Source organism: Curtobacterium sp. PvP017 (assembly GCF_054060195.1).
This window is the reverse complement of sequence record NZ_JBSSCY010000011.1, coordinates 1-16835: the sequence shown is the minus strand read 5'-3', so window position 1 is coordinate 16835 and position 16835 is coordinate 1. Positions and strand designations below refer to the sequence as shown.

Here is a 16835-nt window from a genome sequence, read left to right as displayed (position 1 = left end):
TACGTCCCGGACGACCACCACCTGATTGAAGGAGCTCCGCATCACCGATCCCCGTACCAACGACCGAATCCGCGTTCCCGAAGTCCGACTCGTCGGCCCGCAGGGTGAGCAGGTCGGCGTTGTCCCGATCGCCATGGCACTGCGCCTCGCGCAGGAAGCCGAACTGGATCTGGTCGAGGTCGCGCCGAACTCGAAGCCGCCCGTGGCCAAGATCATGGACTACGGCAAGTTCAAGTACGAGGCCGCTCAGAAGGCCAAGGAAGCCCGTCGCAACCAGGTGAACACGGACCTGAAAGAGGTCCGTTTCCGTCTGAAGATCGACGTGCACGACTACGAGACGAAGCGCAAGCGCGCCGAGGGGTTCCTCCTCGGTGGCGACAAGGTGAAGGCGATGATCCTCTTCCGTGGCCGCGAGCAGTCGCGTCCGGAGCAGGGTGTCCGTCTCCTCCACAAGTTCGCGGAGGAGATCGCCGAGTTCGGCGTCGTCGAGTCCCGTCCGACCCAGGACGGCCGCAACATGACGATGATCATCGCCCCCCTCAAGAACAAGTCCGACGTCAAGGGCGAGCAGAACGCGAAGCGCGCTGCACAGAAGGCCGAGCGTCGTGCGTCCGAGCACGCAGCGAAGGACCAGCCGGCCGAGGCGCCGGCGGCGGACGCCGCACCCGAGCAGGCCTCCGTGCCCGCCGACAGCGACAGCCCCGCCGAGTAGGTCACCCCGACCGACCCCGCAACGACGCGGCCCCCATCCATCCCACGGAAAGGCACCACCATGCCCAAGCAGAAGACCCACTCCGGGTCGAAGAAGCGCTTCAAGATCACCGGTACCGGCAAGGTCATGAAGCAGCAGGCCGGTATGCGTCACAACCTCGAGGTCAAGAGCTCCAAGCGCAAGGCCCGCCTGAACGAGGACCAGGTCCTCTCCAAGGCAGACGCGAAGAACGTCAAGAAGCTCCTCGGCCACTGAGCCCCCGGATCGTAAAGGAATAGTGCAATGGCACGAGTAAAGAGAGCGGTCAACGCCGCCAAGAAGCGCCGCGTCATCCTCGAGCGCGCCGAGGGCTACCGCGGCCAGCGTTCGCGTCTGTACCGCAAGGCCAAGGAGCAGGTCACCCACTCCCTCGTCTACGCGTACCGCGACCGTCACGCGAAGAAGGGCGAGTTCCGTCGCCTGTGGATCCAGCGCATCAACGCTGCGTCCCGTGCGAACGGCCTCACCTACAACCGTCTGATCCAGGGTCTGGGTCTGGCCGGTGTCGAGGTCGACCGTCGCATCCTCGCCGACCTCGCGGTGAACAACCCCGAGACCTTCACCGCGCTCGTCGAGACCGCGAAGAAGGCCCTCCCGGCCGACACCTCGGCCCCGAAGGCTGCGTAGTCAGTTCTTCTGCTCGCGAAACCCCCGCCGCACGGCGGGGGTTTCGTCGTTCCTAGACTTGGGTCGTGAGCGATCTCCTCGAGAACCCCCGTGCCGGACGCGTGAAGGCCGTCGCGGCCCTGTCGAAGAAGGACGTCCGTGCCGAAACGGGCTTGTTCCTGCTGGAAGGGCCGCAGGCGGTGCGTGAAGCACTCGAGTACGCCCCGGAGCTCCTGCGCGAGCTCTACGTGACGCCGACGGCCGCAGCCCGCTACGGGCTCGACGACGCGCCGGTCGACACCTGGTTCGTGACGGAGCAGGTGCTCGACGCGATGGCGGACACCGTGACGCCCCAGGGCGTCGTCGCCGTCTGTCAGCAGTTCCCGACGTCGGTGAAGGACGTCTTCCCCGACCGTCGCGTCGGTGACGCAGCTGCTGCCGTCGACCTGGAGGCCCGTGGGGACGCCGACGAGCCGGCCACGTTGCCGGGGTTGGTCGCCATCCTCGAAGAGGTGCGGGACCCGGGGAACGCCGGCACGATCATCCGCGCCGCCGACTCCGCCGGCGCCGACGCGGTGGTCCTCACCGGGCGGTCGGTGGACCCGTACAACCCGAAGGTCGTCCGTTCGACCACGGGCTCGCTGTTCCACGTGCCGGTGTCGGTGGGCGTGACCCTGGCCGACACGATCGCGCGGGCGAAGGCGCTCGGGTACACGGTGCTCGCGGCCGACGTGTCGGGCGACGACCTGCCGGTGGTCCGGGCCGAGGGCATGCTCGACGGCCCGACCGCGTGGGTGTTCGGCAACGAGGCCCGCGGGCTCACCACCGAGGACCTCGCGCTCGTCGACCGTGCGGTGAAGGTGCCGATCTACGGCCAGGCGGAATCGATGAACCTGGCGACGGCTGCCTCGGTCTGCCTGTACGAGTCGGCGTTCGCGCTCCGGAGCTGACCCCTCCTCTCCACAGTCCGACCGGTGCAGGCGGGTGGTATCCCGTCGGCCGGTAGGCTTGGGTCTCGTGTCAGAACCTCTCGAGATCAGCGAATCGGCCGTCGCCGACGCCGTGGACGCAGCACTCGCCGCTGTCCGCGCCACGACGACGGTCGCCGAACTGAAGCAGGCCAGGGCCGAGCACACCGGTGAGCAGTCGCCGCTGGCTCGGATGAACGCGTCGATGCGCAGTGTGCCGCCGGAGCAGAAGGCTGCCGCCGGCAAGCTCGTCGGCCAGGCCCGCGGCCGGCTGAACGCGGCGATCGCGGAGCAGGAGTCGGTCCTCGCCGTGGCGGAAGAGCGCGCGCGGCTCGAGGCCGAGCGCGTCGACGTCACCGCGTTGCCGACGCACCGCCCGACCGGCTCGCGCCACCCGCTCTCGCTCCTCAACGAAGCCGTCGCGGACATCTTCGTCGGCATGGGGTGGGAAGTGGCAGAAGGCCCCGAGCTCGAGCACGAGTGGTTCAACTTCGACGCCCTGAACTTCGACCAGGACCACCCGGCCCGGGCCATGGCGGACACGATCTTCGTCGAGCCCGTCGACCGGCACCTCGTCATGCGCACCCACACGTCGCCCGTGCAGGTGCGGTCGCTGCTGTCCCGCGACCTCCCGCTCTACGTCATCGCCCCGGGCCGTGTGTACCGCGCCGACGAGCTCGACGCCACGCACCTGCCGGTCTTCACCCAGGTCGAGGGCATCGCGATCGACAAGGGCCTGACGATGGCGCACCTGCGCGGCACGCTCGAGCACTTCGCCCGCCAGGTCTTCGGCGCCGAGGCCCAGATCCGCCTGCGCCCGAACTACTTCCCGTTCACCGAGCCCAGCGCCGAGATGGACGTCTGGCAGCCGAACGCCAAGGGCGGCGCCCGGTGGGTCGAGTGGGGTGGCTGCGGCATGGTCAACCCCAACGTCCTGCGTGCCGCCGGGATCGACCCGGACGAGTACCAGGGCTTCGCCTTCGGCATGGGCATCGAGCGGACGCTGCAGTTCCGCAACGGCCTGAACGACATGCGTGACTTCCTCGAGGGCGACATCCGCTTCTCGCAGCAGTTCGGAACGGTGGTCTGATGCGCGTCCCACTCCGTTGGCTCGGCGAGTCCGTCGACCTCCCCGAGGACGTCACCCTCGAGCACGTCCACGCGGCGCTCGTGTCGGTCGGCTTCGAGGAAGAGGACGTCCACACCTTCGACCTGACCGGCCCCGTCGTGGTCGGCCGGGTGCTCGAACGCGTCCCCGAGCCGCAGAAGAACGGCAAGACCATCAACTGGTGCCAGGTGGACGTCGGCGAGCCCGAGCCGCGCGGCATCGTCTGCGGTGCGCACAACTTCGACGTGGGCGACCTCGTCGTCGTCACGCTGCCCGGCGCCGTGCTGCCCGGCCCGTTCCCGATCGCGGCCCGCAAGACCTACGGCCACGTATCCGACGGCATGATCGCCTCGGCACGTGAGCTCGGTCTCGGCGACGAGCACGAGGGCATCCTCCGCTTCGCGGACCTCGACATGGAGCCGACCGTGGGCGAGGACGCCATCGCGCTCCTCGGCCTCGACGACGCCGCGGTCGAGATCAACGTCACGCCGGACCGCGGGTACGTGCTGAGCATGCGCGGTGTCGCGCGCGAGTACGCCCACGCCACCGGGGCGAGCTTCCACGACCCCGTCGACCGAGTGGCCCCCCGCACGGCCGAGGGCTTCTCGGTGACGATCGACGACCGGGCACCGATCCGGGGTCGCGTCGGCGCGAGCACGTTCGTCACCCGGGTCGTCCGCGGCATCGACCCCGCGGCGAAGACACCCGCCTGGATGGTGTCCCGCCTCGCCCTGGCAGGCGTCCGCTCGATCTCACTGCCCGTCGACATCACGAACTACGTCATGTTCGAACTCGGCCAGCCGCTGCACGGGTACGACCTGTCGACCGTGCGTGGTGGCCTGGGCGTCCGTCGTGCGACTGCGGGCGAGACGCTGGAGACCCTCGACGGCGCCGTGCGGAAGCTCGACCCCGAGGACCTCGTCATCACCGACGACGACGGTCCCGTCGGACTCGCCGGCGTGATGGGCGGTGCGCGGACCGAGATCTCGGCGAGCACGACCGACGTCCTGATCGAGGCCGCCGGGTTCGACCAGGTCTCGATCGCGCGGACCGCTCGCCGGCACAAGCTGCCGAGCGAAGCCTCCCGTCGCTTCGAGCGCGGCGTCGACCCGCTCGTGGCCGAGGCCGCTGCGAACCGCGCCGTCGAGCTCCTCGTCGAGCTGGCGGGTGGGACGGCCGACGCCCTCGGATCGACCCTCGTCGACACCGAGCCCCGCGCGACGGTCTCCATGCGGACCACTCGTCCGGCCGAGCTCATCGGTGTGGACTACACCGACACCGAGGTCGTCGACACCCTCCGCGCGATCGGCGCCACGGTGCAGGCCGACGGCGAGCAGCTCGCCGTCACGCCGCCGACCTGGCGCCCCGACCTCACCGACGACACCACGTTGGTCGAGGAGGTCGCGCGGATCGTCGGGTACGACCGCATCCCGAGCGTGCTGCCCGTCGCCCCGCCCGGACGCGGACTCACCCCGCACCAGCAGGCGCGACGTCGGGTCTCCGCGGCCCTCGCGGCGGCGGGCCTGGTCGAAGCGGTGACGGCACCGTTCGTCTCCGCGGCGACCCAGGACGCCTACCCGGGGATCGACCCGGACGGCGGCCCGAGCGTCGTGCTCGCGAACGCCCTCGACAGCGAGCAGAACCTGCTCCGCCGCAGCGGAGTACCGGCCCTCGTCGACGCCGCCCGCCGCAACGTGGCGCGCGGCCTGCTCGATGTCGCGCTCTACGAGACCTCGCGGGTGTTCCTGCCGGCGACGGGCGTGACGCTCGGTACCGACGAGGTCCCGGCCGGTGCCGCGCTGCCCGACCGTGCGACGCTCCAGGCACTCGACGCGTCCCTGCCCGCACAGCCGTTCCACGTGTCCGCGCTGCTCACCGGCAACCGAGTCGTCAAGCAGGCCGGCGTCACCGCCGAGCCGTACGGCATCGCCGACGCGATCGACGCGGCGCGACAGGTCGCGTGGGCCGTCGGCGTCGAACTCCGCGTCGCGCAGACCACCCACCCGTCGCTGCACCCGGGCCGCGCGGCGTCGCTGCTCGTGGGCGACACCGTCGTGGGCGTCGCTGGCGAACTCCTGCCGGAGCTGTCCGCTGCTGCGGTGCTGCCCCGCGTGGTGGCCGTGGTCGAGCTCGACCTCGACGCCATGGTGGCCGCGGCCCCCGACCTCGTCGCGGTCGCGCCGATCGTGTCGTACCCCGCTGCGACGCAGGACCTCTCCCTGGTCGTCGACGCCGGGGTCCCGGCCGGTGACGTGTTGGATGCGGTCCGCTCTGGTGCCGGAGACCTGTTGGAGTATGCTCGGCTCGTGGATGACTACCGGGGCTCCGGCGTGGACGAGGGACAGAAGTCCCTGACGTTCGCCCTGCGCTTCCGTGCCACGGACCGCACGCTGACCGCTGCCGAGGCCACCGAGGCCCGCGACGGCGCAGTCCGACGTGCCGGCGAGCGATTCGGGGCGACCCTGCGCGACTGACCCACGACGGGATCAGCACCGCCCGGGGTCGCCGCCTCCGACTCTCTCGACGACCAGTCCGACCAAAGGTGGAATCCCATGTCCGTATCCGTCGCCGTGGCGGGAGCCTCCGGCTACGCGGGTGGCGAGCTCCTGCGCGTGCTCTCCGCCCATCCCGAGTTCGACGTCAGGACGGTGACGGCGTTCTCGAACGCCGGACAGCCGCTGATCGCGACGCAGCCGCACCTCCGCTCGCTGTCGCACCTGACCCTCGAGAAGACGACGGCCGAGACGCTCCGGGGGCACGACGTCGTGTTCCTGGCGCTGCCGCACGGTCAGTCCGGCGCGATCACCGAGGAGCTCGGTGACGAAGCCCTCGTCGTGGACTGCGGCGCGGACCACCGCCTGACGGACCCCGCGGCCTGGGAGCAGTTCTACGGCGGCGAGTACCACGGTGCCTGGACCTACGGCCTGCCCGAGCTCCTGCTCGCCGCCCCGGCCCCCGGCTCGGCCGACGAGTGGCGCGAGGTCGAGGACATCGCATCGCAGGGCAAGCAGCGCTCGGCCCTGGTCGGCACCAAGCGGATCGCCGTCCCCGGGTGCAACGTCACCGCGGTGACGCTCGGCATCCAGCCGGGCATCCAGGCCGGACTCGTCGAGTCGGACGACATCGTCGCGGTGCTGAGCGTCGGCCCGAGCGGTGCCGGCAAGAAGCTCGCGAACACCTACCTGGCGTCCGAGATCATGGGCTCCGCCAGCGCCTACGCGGTCGGCGGCACGCACCGGCACGTCCCGGAGATCCAGCAGAACCTGGTCGTGGCGGGTGCTGCCGACGTGACCATCTCGTTCACGCCCGTGCTCGTCCCGATGTCGCGCGGCATCCTCGCGACGACGACCGCCAAGATCACCCCCGGGGTGAGCGCGCGCGACGTGCGACTCGCCTGGGAGCAGGCCTACGCCGACGAGCCGTTCGTGCACCTGCTGCCCGAGGGCGAGTTCCCCCGGGTCGCGGACACGATCGGTGCGAACACCGCACTCGTCGGCATCGCCGTCGACGAGGCCGCTGGCCGCGTCGTCGCCGTGACGGCACTCGACAACCTCGCGAAGGGCACGGCGGGCGCCGCCGTCCAGTCGACCAACATCGCCCTCGGTCTGCCGGAGACCCTGGGCCTGAGCGTGGACGGAGTCGCACCGTGACCGACGCAAGCAACGAACCGACCGCCACCGGCGGGACGGACGCGGCCACGGGCCTCCCGGCCCTGCAGGGCGTGACCGCAGCAGCGGGCTTCCGCGCGGCCGGCGTGACCGCCGGCCTCAAGACCAGCGGCAAGCCGGACGTGGCGCTCGTCGTCAACGACGGCCCCGACGCGGCCGTGGCCGCGGTGTTCACCAGCAACCGTGCGCAGGCGCACCCGGTGATCTGGTCCCGCCAGGTCGTCGGTGACGGCGCTGCGCGTGCCGTCGTCCTGAACTCCGGCGGTGCCAACTGCTTCACGGGCCCCTTCGGCTTCCAGACCACGCACATGACCGCCGAAGCAGTGGGCGACGCCCTCGGCATCGGCGCCGGCGACGTCGTCGTCTGCTCCACCGGCCTGATCGGGGTCGGCGACCAGACCTTCCGCGACGGCGTGCTGCGCGGGGTCGACCTGGCGAGCGCCGCACTCAGCGCCGACGGCGGCCCGGACGCGGCCACGGCGATCATGACGACCGACACCAAGGCGAAGCAGTCCGTGGTGACCGAGGACGGCTGGACCGTCGGCGGCATGGCGAAGGGCGCGGGCATGCTCGCACCAGGGCTCGCGACGATGCTCGTCGTGATCACCACCGACGCCGTCCAGACGCCGGACCAGCTCGACCAGGCGCTCCGCGCGGCCACCCGCATCACCTTCGACCGCGTCGACTCGGACGGCTGCATGTCGACGAACGACACCGTCGTGCTGCTGTCGTCGGGCGCGAGCGGGGTGACGCCCGAGGTCGGCGACTTCCAGGAAGCACTGACCGCGGTCTGCGCGGACCTGGCCCGCCAGCTGCAGCAGGATGCCGAGGGCGCGAGCCACGACATCACGATCGAGGTCGTGCACGCCGCGACCGAGGACGACGCCGTGGCCGTCGGCCGGAGCGTCGCCCGCAACAACCTGTTCAAGGCGGCGGTCTTCGGCAACGACCCGAACTGGGGCCGGGTGCTCGCGGCGATCGGCACGACGGACGCCGACTTCGACCCGTACGCGGTCGACGTCAGCATGAACGGTGTCCGGGTCTGCCACGCCGGTGCGCCGGACCAGCCGAGCGACACCGTCGACCTGACGCCGCGCGACACCCACGTGCGCATCGACCTCGGTGTCGGGACGCACGCGGCGACGATCCTGACCAACGACCTCACGCACGACTACGTGCACGAGAACAGCGCGTACTCCAGCTGATGGCGAACGACACCGAAGGGGCCGGGACGCCCCTCACGAAGGAAGAAGAACACGAGTTCGCGGCGGTCAAGGCCGCGACCCTGATCGAGTCCCTGCCGTGGCTCAAGCGCTTCTCGGGCAAGGTCGTCGTCGTCAAGTTCGGCGGCAACGCCATGGTGAACGACGATCTCAAGCGGGCGTTCGCCGAGGACATGGTCTACCTCCGCTACGCCGGCCTGCACCCCGTCGTGGTGCACGGTGGGGGTCCGCAGATCTCGGCCGCGCTCAAGGAACAGGGCATCGAGTCCGAGTTCCGAGGTGGCTACCGCGTCACCACGACCGAGGCGATCACGGTCGTCCGCGACGTCCTGGCGGGCGAGGTCAACCGCGAGATCGTGGACCTGATGAACGAGCACGGCGAAGGCCTGGCCGTCGGCGTGTTCGGCGACGGCGGGTCCTTGTTCACCGGTGAGCAGAAGGGCGTGGTCGTCGACGGGCAGGAGTACGACCTCGGCCACGTCGGTGACATCACCCACGTCGACCCCTCCGGGGTGCTCGCCGCGATCGAGGCCGGCCGGATCCCGGTGGTCTCGAGCATCGCGATCGACGACGCCCACCCGGACCAGGCGCTCAACGTGAACGCCGACGCCGCGGCCGGTGCCCTGGCGATCGCGCTGCGTGCGTCGAAGCTCATCATGCTCACCGACGTCCCCGGCCTGTACCGCAACTGGCCGGACCGCGACTCGCTCGTGGACCTCATCGCGGTCGAAGAGCTCCGCGAGCTCCTGCCGTCCCTCGAGTCGGGCATGATCCCGAAGATGACCGCGTGCCTCGACGCCGTGGTCGGCGGGGTCGGCGGGGCGACGATCATCGACGGCCGGATCCCGCACTCGATCCTGCTCGAGGTCTTCACCCTGCGCGGTGCGGGCACCGAGGTGATCCCGGACCCGAGCCGACGAACCGAGAACCAGATGACCCACGCCGAGATCGGCCGACGCGTGGCAGCACCGTCGACGAGCACCAGCACCGGCCAACACGTGGCCAGCACGACCGAGAAGGGGCAGCAGCAGTGAGCAGCGAGACGCAGACCGAGACCTGGAACGACCGGTTCGGGGCGTCGCTCATGCGATCCCTGACGCCGCCGAAGATCATGCTCGAGCGCGGACAGGGCTGCCGTGTCTGGGACGTCGAGGGCAACGAGTACCTCGACTTCCTGGCGGGCATCGCCGTCAACTCGCTCGGCCACGCGCACCCCGTCCTGGTCGAGGCGATCGCCGACCAGGCCGCGAAGCTCGTGCACGTGTCGAACTACTTCGCGACCCCGCCGCAGCTCGAGCTCGCGGAGCGCCTCAAGCGCATCACCGGTGCGGGCGACGCCGGGCGCGTGTACTTCGGCAACTCCGGTGCCGAGGCGAACGAGGCCGCCTTCAAGCTCGCGCGCCTGAACAAGGGCGCGGACGGGCAGAAGACCCGCATCCTCGCGCTCAAGCAGGGGTTCCACGGTCGCACGATGGGTGCGCTCGCGCTCACCGGCAAGCCCGCGCTGCAGCAGGACTTCCTGCCGATGATCCCGGGTGTCGAGCACATCGACTCCACCGTCGCAGCGCTCGAAGCGTCGATCGACGACACCGTCGCGGCGATCATCATCGAGCCGATCAAGGGTGAGGCCGGCGTCGTCGACCTGCCGGAGGGCTTCCTGCTCGCGGCACGCCGACTGACCGAGGAGCACGGTGCGCTGCTGATCCTCGACGAGATCCAGACCGGCGTCGGACGGACGGGCAACTGGTTCACCTACCAGGGGCACGGCTTCACGCCCGATGCCATCACGGTGGCCAAGGGCATCGCCGGCGGCTTCCCGATCGGTGCGCTCGTGACCTTCGGGTGGGCGTCCGACCTGTTCTCGGCCGGCCAGCACGGTTCGACCTTCGGTGGCAACCCGCTCGGCACCCGGGTGGCGAACGCGGTGCTCGCCGAGATCGAGCGCGCCGACCTCGTCGCGGCCGCCGTGGTCAAGGGCGAGCGGATCCGGGCCGGCATCGCCGGCATCGGTTCGCCGCTCGTCGAGGAGGTCCGCGGCACCGGCCTGCTCATCGGCGTCGGGCTCACGGGTCCGGTCGCAGCTGCGGTCAACGCCGCCGCGCTCGAGCGTGGCCTCATCATCAACGCCCCGAACGAGTCGAGCCTGCGCCTCGCGCCGCCGCTCATCGTGTCCGACGCCGAGATCGACGAGTTCGTGTCGATCCTCGCCCAGAGCCTCGCGGCCGTCGCTGCCGCCCAGGAGACCTCCGCATGACCCGCCACTTCCTCCGGGACGACGACCTCAGCCAGGCCGAGCAGTCCGCGATCCTCGACATCGCCGACCAGATGAAGGCCGACCGCTGGGGTGCGAAGCCCCTCGCCGGCCCGCAGAGCGTCGCGGTCATCTTCGACAAGTCGTCGACGCGCACGCGGGTGTCGTTCCACGTCGGCATCTCCGACCTGGGCGGCAGCCCGCTGATCATCTCGACGGCGAACAGCCAGCTGGGCGGCAAGGAGACCCCGTCCGACACCGCCCGTGTGCTGGAGCGCATGGTGTCGGCGATCGTCTGGCGCACCTACGGCCAGGCCGGTCTCGAGGAGATGGCTGCCGACACGACCGTCCCCGTCGTCAACGCGCTGTCCGACGACTTCCACCCGTGCCAGCTGCTCGCCGACCTGCTCACCATCCGCGAGCACCGCGGCACGCTGGCGGGCCAGACGGTGGCGTTCATCGGCGACGGTGCGAGCAACATGGCCCAGTCCTACCTGCTCGCCGGCGCGACGGCGGGCGTGCATGTCCGGGTCGCTGCCCCGGCCGAGTTCTCGCCCTCGCCGCAGGTCGTCACCGATGCCGAGCACCGTTCGGCCGAGACCGGTGGGTCCGTGCTGGTCGTGACCGACCCGGTGGCCGCGGTCGCCGGCGCCGACGTCGTGGTCACCGACACGTGGGTGTCGATGGGCAAGGAGTCCGAGAAGCAGTCCCGCCTGGACACCTTCTCCGGGTACCGGGTGGACGACGCCCTCATGGCGCACGCCGCCGACGACGCGGTGTTCATGCACTGCCTGCCCGCCGACCGCGGCTTCGAGGTGACCGCCGACGTCATCGACGGGCCGCGCAGCATCATCTGGGACGAGGCGGAGAACCGTCTGCACGCCCAGAAGGCGCTGCTGGCCTGGCTCCTCGCCGCGAACGGCGCGACCGCGACCGCGACCGCGACCGCGACCGCGTCCGCGACCGCCGCGGCAACCGCGTAGGCGCACCGCATGGCAGACCGCGTCGTCCTCGCGTACTCCGGCGGCCTCGACACCTCCGTCGGGATCGGCTGGCTGCGTGACGCCACCGGCAAAGAGGTGGTGGCGCTGGCGGTCGACGTCGGCCAGGGCGGCGAGGACCTCGACGCGATCCGGCAGCGCGCGCTCGACTGCGGGGCCGTGGAGTCGATCGTGGTCGACGCCAAGGACGAGTACGCCGACGAGTACATCGTGCCTGCCCTCAAGGCCAACGCGCTGTACCAGAAGCGCTACCCGCTGGTGTCAGCGCTGAGCCGCCCGCTCATCGCGAAGCACCTCGCGCTGACGGCGAAGCAGCTCGGCGCCGACAGCGTCGCGCACGGCTGCACCGGCAAGGGCAACGACCAGGTCCGGTTCGAGGCAGCGGTCGCGGCGATCGCCCCGGACCTGCGGAGCGTGGCACCGGTCCGCGACCTCGCCCTGACCCGCGACAAGGCGATCGCGTACGCCGAACAGCACGCGCTGCCGATCCAGCAGTCGCAGCGGTCGCCGTACTCGATCGACCAGAACGTGTGGGGTCGTGCGGTCGAGACGGGTTTCCTCGAGGACCCGTGGAACGCCCCGACCGAGGACCTCTACGCCTACACGCAGGACCCCGCCGTGCAGCGTGACGCGGACGAGGTGACGATCACGTTCGAGCGCGGGGTCCCGGTGGCGCTCGACGGGCAGCGGTTCAGTGTGCTGCGGATCGTCCAGGAGCTGAACGCCGTGGCCGGCAAGCACGGCGTCGGCCGGATCGACGTCGTCGAGGACCGCCTCGTCGGCATCAAGTCGCGCGAGGTGTACGAAGCCCCGGCGGCGATCGCGCTCATCACGGCGCACGAGGAACTCGAGCGTCTCACCCTCGAGCGCGACGTGAACCGCTACAAGCGCGGTGTCGAGTCGGAATGGGCCGACCTGGTCTACGACGGCCTGTGGTTCGGCGGGCTGAAGCGCAGTCTGGACGCCTTCGTCGACCACACCCAGCAGCACGTCTCCGGCGACGTCCGCCTGCAGCTGCTCGGCGGCCGGGCGACGGTGACCGGCCGTCGGTCGGAGCAGAGCCTGTACGACTTCGACCTCGCGACGTACGACACCGGCGACACGTTCGACCAGTCCCTCTCCAAGGGCTTCATCGAGCTCTGGTCGCTCCCCAGCAAGATCTCCGCCCGCCGCGACGCGGCGAACTGACACCCGCCGCCACCCGGCGGACTGACACCCGCCGCCACCCGGCCCGACGACAACGACGCAGGACGACATGACCGACGAGAAGACCGACGCCACCAACACCGGAGCCCTCTGGGGCGCCCGCTTCGCCGACGGCCCGAGTGCCGCCCTCGCCGCGCTGTCGAAGTCGACGCACTTCGACTGGCAGCTCGCGCCGTACGACATCGCCGGCTCCCGCGCGCACGCCCGGGCCCTGCACACGGCCGGGTACCTGACGGCGGACGAGCTCGAGCGCATGCTCGCCGGGCTCGACCGGCTCGAGGCTGCGCACGCGGACGGCACACTGCAGCCGGACGAGTCCGACGAGGACGTCCACGGTGCCCTCGAACGACTGCTGATCGCCGACCTCGGTCCGGAACTCGGCGGCAAGCTCCGCGCCGGCCGCAGCCGCAACGACCAGATCGCGACACTCGGCCGCATGCACATGCTCGACCACGGACGGCGCATCGGACGGCTCGTGATCGACCTGGTCGACGCGATCACCCAGCAGGCGAACGAGCACCCGGCGGCGATCATGCCGGGTCGCACGCACCTGCAGCACGCGCAGCCCGTCCTCCTCGCGCACCACCTGCTGGCGCACGCCTGGCCGCTCGTGCGGGACCTCGAGCGCCTCCGCGACTGGGCGGGCCGTGCGAGCGTCAGCCCGTACGGCGCGGGTGCCCTCGCCGGCAGTTCGCTCGGCCTCGACCCCGCCGCGATCGCCGCGGAGCTCGGGTTCGACCGCCCGGCCGACAACTCGATCGACGCCACGGCCGCCCGCGACGTCGTCGCCGAGTTCGCGTTCGTGCTCGCGCAGATCGGCATCGACGTCTCGCGCCTGTCGGAGGAGGTCATCCTCTGGAACACGAAGGAGTTCGGCTTCGTCCGGCTCCACGACGCGTTCTCGACCGGGTCGAGCATCATGCCGCAGAAGAAGAACCCCGACATCGCCGAGCTCGCACGCGGCAAGTCCGGTCGTCTCATCGGCAACCTGACGGGGCTGCTCGCGACCCTGAAGGGCCTGCCGCTCGCCTACAACCGCGACCTGCAGGAGGACAAGGAGCCGGTCTTCGACTCGGTCGCCACGCTCGAGGTCCTGCTGCCCGCCTTCACCGGCATGATCGCGACGCTCACGTTCGACACGGACCGGATGGCCGAGCTCGCACCGCAGGGGTTCTCGCTGGCGACCGACGTGGCCGAGTGGCTGGTCCGCCAGGGCGTTCCGTTCCGTGACGCCCACGAGGTGTCCGGTGCGCTGGTCCGGTACTGCGAAGAGCGCGGCATCGAGCTCGACGACCCGACCGACGACGAGTACCGCTCCGTCTCCGAGCACCTCACCCCCGGTGTCCGTGCCGTGCTCACGATCGAGGGCAGCGTCGCGTCCCGCTCTGGTGTCGGCGGCACCGCTCCGGACCGCGTCGCCGAGCAGCTGGCCTCCGTCACGCGCCGCGTCCACGACCTCGCCGAGGGCGCTCCCTTCACGCGATGACCGAGGGGCTGCTCGCGATGCTCGCCGAGCCTGCGCCGATCGTCGCACCCGCACTGCTCGGTGCGACGATCACGGGCCGGGGTGTGACGCTGCGCATCACCGAGGTCGAGGCCTACTTCGGGCCCACCGACCCTGGTTCGCACGGCCACCGCGGGCCGACCGAGCGCAACCGTCACCTGTTCGGCGCTCCGGGGACCCTGTACGCGTACCGCTCGTACGGCATCCACACCTGCGTCAACGTCGTGAGCGCGCCGGCGGGCACCTCCTCCGGCTCCCTGCTCCGCGGGGCGCAGGTGATCGAGGGTGTCGAGACAGCACGTAGACGACGTGGCCCGTCGGTCGCCGACGTCGCGTTGGCGCGCGGCCCCGGCAACCTCGGTGGCGCGCTCGGCGCGGTGCTCGGGCAGGACGACGGCACCTCGCTGCTCGACGGGTCCGGTCCGTTCGTGCTCACGTTGGCACCCGGCCTGGAGGCCCGGCTCGCCTCCGCCCCGCCGGCTCGGGTCGTCGAGGAACTCCTGACCGAGACCGCACCCGGCCCCGGCGGGGCCGGAACGGTCCCACGCGTCTCGCGCGGACCGCGCACCGGCGTCGGCGGCATCGCCGGCGGTGCGCAGTACCCCTGGCGCTTCTGGTTGACGGGCGACCCGACGGTCTCGACGTACCGACGGCACAAGGGTGCCCTCGACTGATCCCCACCGGCACGGCCGGCCCGCCGCTGGCGCGTCGCGCCGGAACCGGCGGCGTGGGCCCGGACGCACCACGGGCCTCCCGGTCGACGGCGCCTGTCGGTGGTGCGCCGCCGCTACGATGGCGGGGTGTCCAGTGATACCGCTCAAGACGTCCTGACGCGCCAGCAGAACGACCCCACCTTCGCCTCGGTGTGGGACGAACTGCGCTGGCGTGGTCTGGTGCAGGTCTCGACCGACGAGACCGCACTCCAAGAGGCCCTCGACGGTGACCCGATCACGTACTACTGCGGGTTCGACCCCACGGCACCGTCGCTGCACTGCGGCAACCTCCTGCAGCTCCTGACCATGCGTCGGTTGCAGCTCGCCGGGCACAAGCCGCTCGCGCTCGTCGGGGGATCGACGGGACTCATCGGCGACCCCCGTCCGACGGCGGAGCGCACGCTGAACACCCGCGAGACCGTCGCCGAGTGGGTGGCGCGACTGCAGTCGCAGGTGTCCCGGTTCCTCAGTGCGGACGGAGACAACGGCGTGCGGCTGGTGAACAACCTGGACTGGACGTCACCGATGTCCGCCATCGACTTCCTGCGGGATGTCGGCAAGTACTTCCGGGTGAACTCGATGCTCAAGAAGGACGCCGTCGCCGCGCGGCTGAACTCCGACGCGGGCATCAGCTACACCGAGTTCAGCTACCAGATCCTGCAGGGGCTCGACTACCGGGAGCTCTTCCGGCAGTACGGCTGCACGCTGCAGACGGGGGGCTCGGACCAGTGGGGCAACCTGACCTCGGGGACGGAGCTCATCCGTCGTGCCGAGGGTGCGACGGTGCACGCGCTCGGAACGCCCTTGATCACGAACTCGGACGGCACGAAGTTCGGCAAGAGCGAGGGCAACGCCATCTGGCTCGACGCCGAGATGACCTCGCCGTACGCGCTGTACCAGTTCTGGCTCAACACGGCGGATGCCGACGTGATCGCCCGCCTGCGGGAGTTCACGTTCCTGTCCCGCGCCGAGATCGAGCGGCTCGAGCAGGCGGTCGCCGACGAACCGTTCCGACGCGAAGCGCAGCGGACCCTGGCGTTCGAGGTGACTGCGCTGGTGCACGGGGTCGATGCCACCCAGGCCGCGATCGACGCCGCGGCCGCGCTCTTCGGCAACGGCGACCTCAGTGCGCTCGACCCGGCCACGCTGCGGTCAGCGATCGCGGAGCTGCCGGGATCGGTGACCCTCGAGCCCGGAGCCGACGTGGCACGGGCCCTCGTCGAGACCGAGCTCGTGAAGTCCCTCGGCGAAGCCCGGCGTGCGATCGACCAGGGCGGCGTGTACGTGAACAACGTCCGTGCCGAGGACCCCGCCGCACCGTTGTCGGACCTCGCCCTGCCCGGGGGAGTCCTCGTGCTCCGCCGCGGCAAGAAGACCCTCGCCGGTGTGACGCTGGCCTGACCCTGCGGACACCGGACGACGCGTGTTGCACAACGCGACACGCCCGGGATCGGGCCCGGCTTGGCGCACCCGCCCAGGCCTGCGTAAAGTTCCTACTCGTCACCCCAAAGGTGCGGCGGAGCGGCTGGAGCGAAAGCCCAGAGCACGCCGGCCCTCAAGCGGGACCGTCCTCCACTGAAGTTCAGATCAAGCCTTGTGCTCGATCGCTTCGACGCCTAGGATGACAAGCCCACCGGTTCTCTCCCCTCGGGATGAGCCACAGGACCTCCGGGTCCGACGACACACCGGTGGCAAGCCAAGTACACAAGCCTCTCTGGCGGAGCATCTTCGGGTGCTGAGTGGGGAGTGCGTCTGGTCCTTGAGAACTCAACAGCGTGCACATTGTCAATGCCAATTTATTGATTGACCTCGTGCCTGGCCTTCCTTCGGGTTGGT

15 protein-coding genes are annotated in these 16835 nt (G+C 70.7%); all 15 read left to right on the top strand.

Features of this window, described 5'->3' with window-relative positions:
• The first annotated feature begins 25 nt into the window (after positions 1–25).
• The 15 genes from infC (at position 26) to tyrS (ending at position 16400) form a co-directional block, all read left to right on the top strand.
• Positions 26–712 (top strand): translation initiation factor IF-3, encoded by a 687-nt coding sequence (gene infC, locus ACVKXF_RS16625; protein WP_123312123.1) that lies wholly within the window; start codon positions 26–28, stop codon positions 710–712.
• 60 nt (positions 713–772) lie between these two features.
• Entirely contained in the window at positions 773–967 is a 195-nt protein-coding gene (rpmI, locus tag ACVKXF_RS16620; RefSeq protein ID WP_111086286.1) for a 50S ribosomal protein L35, read from the top strand.
• A 27-nt stretch (positions 968–994) separates the two neighbouring features.
• A complete protein-coding gene (gene rplT / locus ACVKXF_RS16615; RefSeq protein WP_111086285.1) occupies positions 995–1378 on the top strand; it encodes a 50S ribosomal protein L20 in 384 nt (127 codons plus the stop codon).
• A 65-nt stretch (positions 1379–1443) separates the two neighbouring features.
• On the top strand, positions 1444–2307 hold the full coding sequence (locus tag ACVKXF_RS16610) for a TrmH family RNA methyltransferase (RefSeq protein WP_123312124.1): 864 nt from the start codon (positions 1444–1446) through the stop codon (positions 2305–2307).
• A gap of 67 nt (positions 2308–2374) precedes the next feature.
• The gene (pheS, locus tag ACVKXF_RS16605) at positions 2375–3415 is read left to right on the top strand and encodes a phenylalanine--tRNA ligase subunit alpha (RefSeq protein ID WP_111086283.1); all 1041 of its coding nucleotides are present in this window, start codon (positions 2375–2377) and stop codon (positions 3413–3415) included.
• On the top strand, positions 3415–5907 hold the full coding sequence (gene pheT / locus ACVKXF_RS16600; RefSeq protein ID WP_456796383.1) for a phenylalanine--tRNA ligase subunit beta: 2493 nt from the start codon (positions 3415–3417) through the stop codon (positions 5905–5907). The genes pheS and pheT overlap by 1 nt, the downstream gene beginning before the upstream one ends.
• 78 nt (positions 5908–5985) lie before the next feature.
• Complete coding sequence (locus ACVKXF_RS16595; protein ID WP_123312127.1) at positions 5986–7083, top strand: N-acetyl-gamma-glutamyl-phosphate reductase; 1098 nt, start codon at positions 5986–5988, stop codon at positions 7081–7083.
• 62 nt (positions 7084–7145) lie between these two features.
• The gene (gene argJ, locus ACVKXF_RS16590; protein WP_456796419.1) at positions 7146–8306 is read left to right on the top strand and encodes a bifunctional glutamate N-acetyltransferase/amino-acid acetyltransferase ArgJ; all 1161 of its coding nucleotides are present in this window, start codon (positions 7146–7148) and stop codon (positions 8304–8306) included.
• Entirely contained in the window at positions 8306–9358 is a 1053-nt protein-coding gene (gene argB, locus ACVKXF_RS16585) for an acetylglutamate kinase (protein ID WP_123312128.1), read from the top strand. Before argJ ends, argB begins: the two co-directional genes overlap by 1 nt.
• A gap of 50 nt (positions 9359–9408) precedes the next feature.
• Positions 9409–10578 carry an acetylornithine transaminase gene (locus ACVKXF_RS16580; RefSeq protein WP_395871515.1) on the top strand — a complete coding sequence of 390 codons (1170 nt, stop codon included), beginning with the start codon at positions 9409–9411 and terminating at the stop codon, positions 10576–10578.
• A complete protein-coding gene (gene argF / locus ACVKXF_RS16575; RefSeq protein ID WP_456796382.1) occupies positions 10575–11558 on the top strand; it encodes an ornithine carbamoyltransferase in 984 nt (327 codons plus the stop codon). The genes ACVKXF_RS16580 and argF overlap by 4 nt, the downstream gene beginning before the upstream one ends.
• A 9-nt stretch (positions 11559–11567) precedes the next feature.
• The gene (locus ACVKXF_RS16570; protein WP_340195534.1) at positions 11568–12764 is read left to right on the top strand and encodes an argininosuccinate synthase; all 1197 of its coding nucleotides are present in this window, start codon (positions 11568–11570) and stop codon (positions 12762–12764) included.
• A gap of 67 nt (positions 12765–12831) precedes the next feature.
• Complete coding sequence (argH, locus tag ACVKXF_RS16565) at positions 12832–14268, top strand: argininosuccinate lyase (protein WP_456796381.1); 1437 nt, start codon at positions 12832–12834, stop codon at positions 14266–14268.
• Positions 14265–14960 carry a DNA-3-methyladenine glycosylase gene (locus ACVKXF_RS16560; RefSeq protein ID WP_456796380.1) on the top strand — a complete coding sequence of 232 codons (696 nt, stop codon included), beginning with the start codon at positions 14265–14267 and terminating at the stop codon, positions 14958–14960. Before argH ends, ACVKXF_RS16560 begins: the two co-directional genes overlap by 4 nt.
• A 126-nt stretch (positions 14961–15086) precedes the next feature.
• Complete coding sequence (gene tyrS, locus ACVKXF_RS16555; RefSeq protein WP_456796379.1) at positions 15087–16400, top strand: tyrosine--tRNA ligase; 1314 nt, start codon at positions 15087–15089, stop codon at positions 16398–16400.
• The last annotated feature ends 435 nt before the right edge of the window (positions 16401–16835 follow it).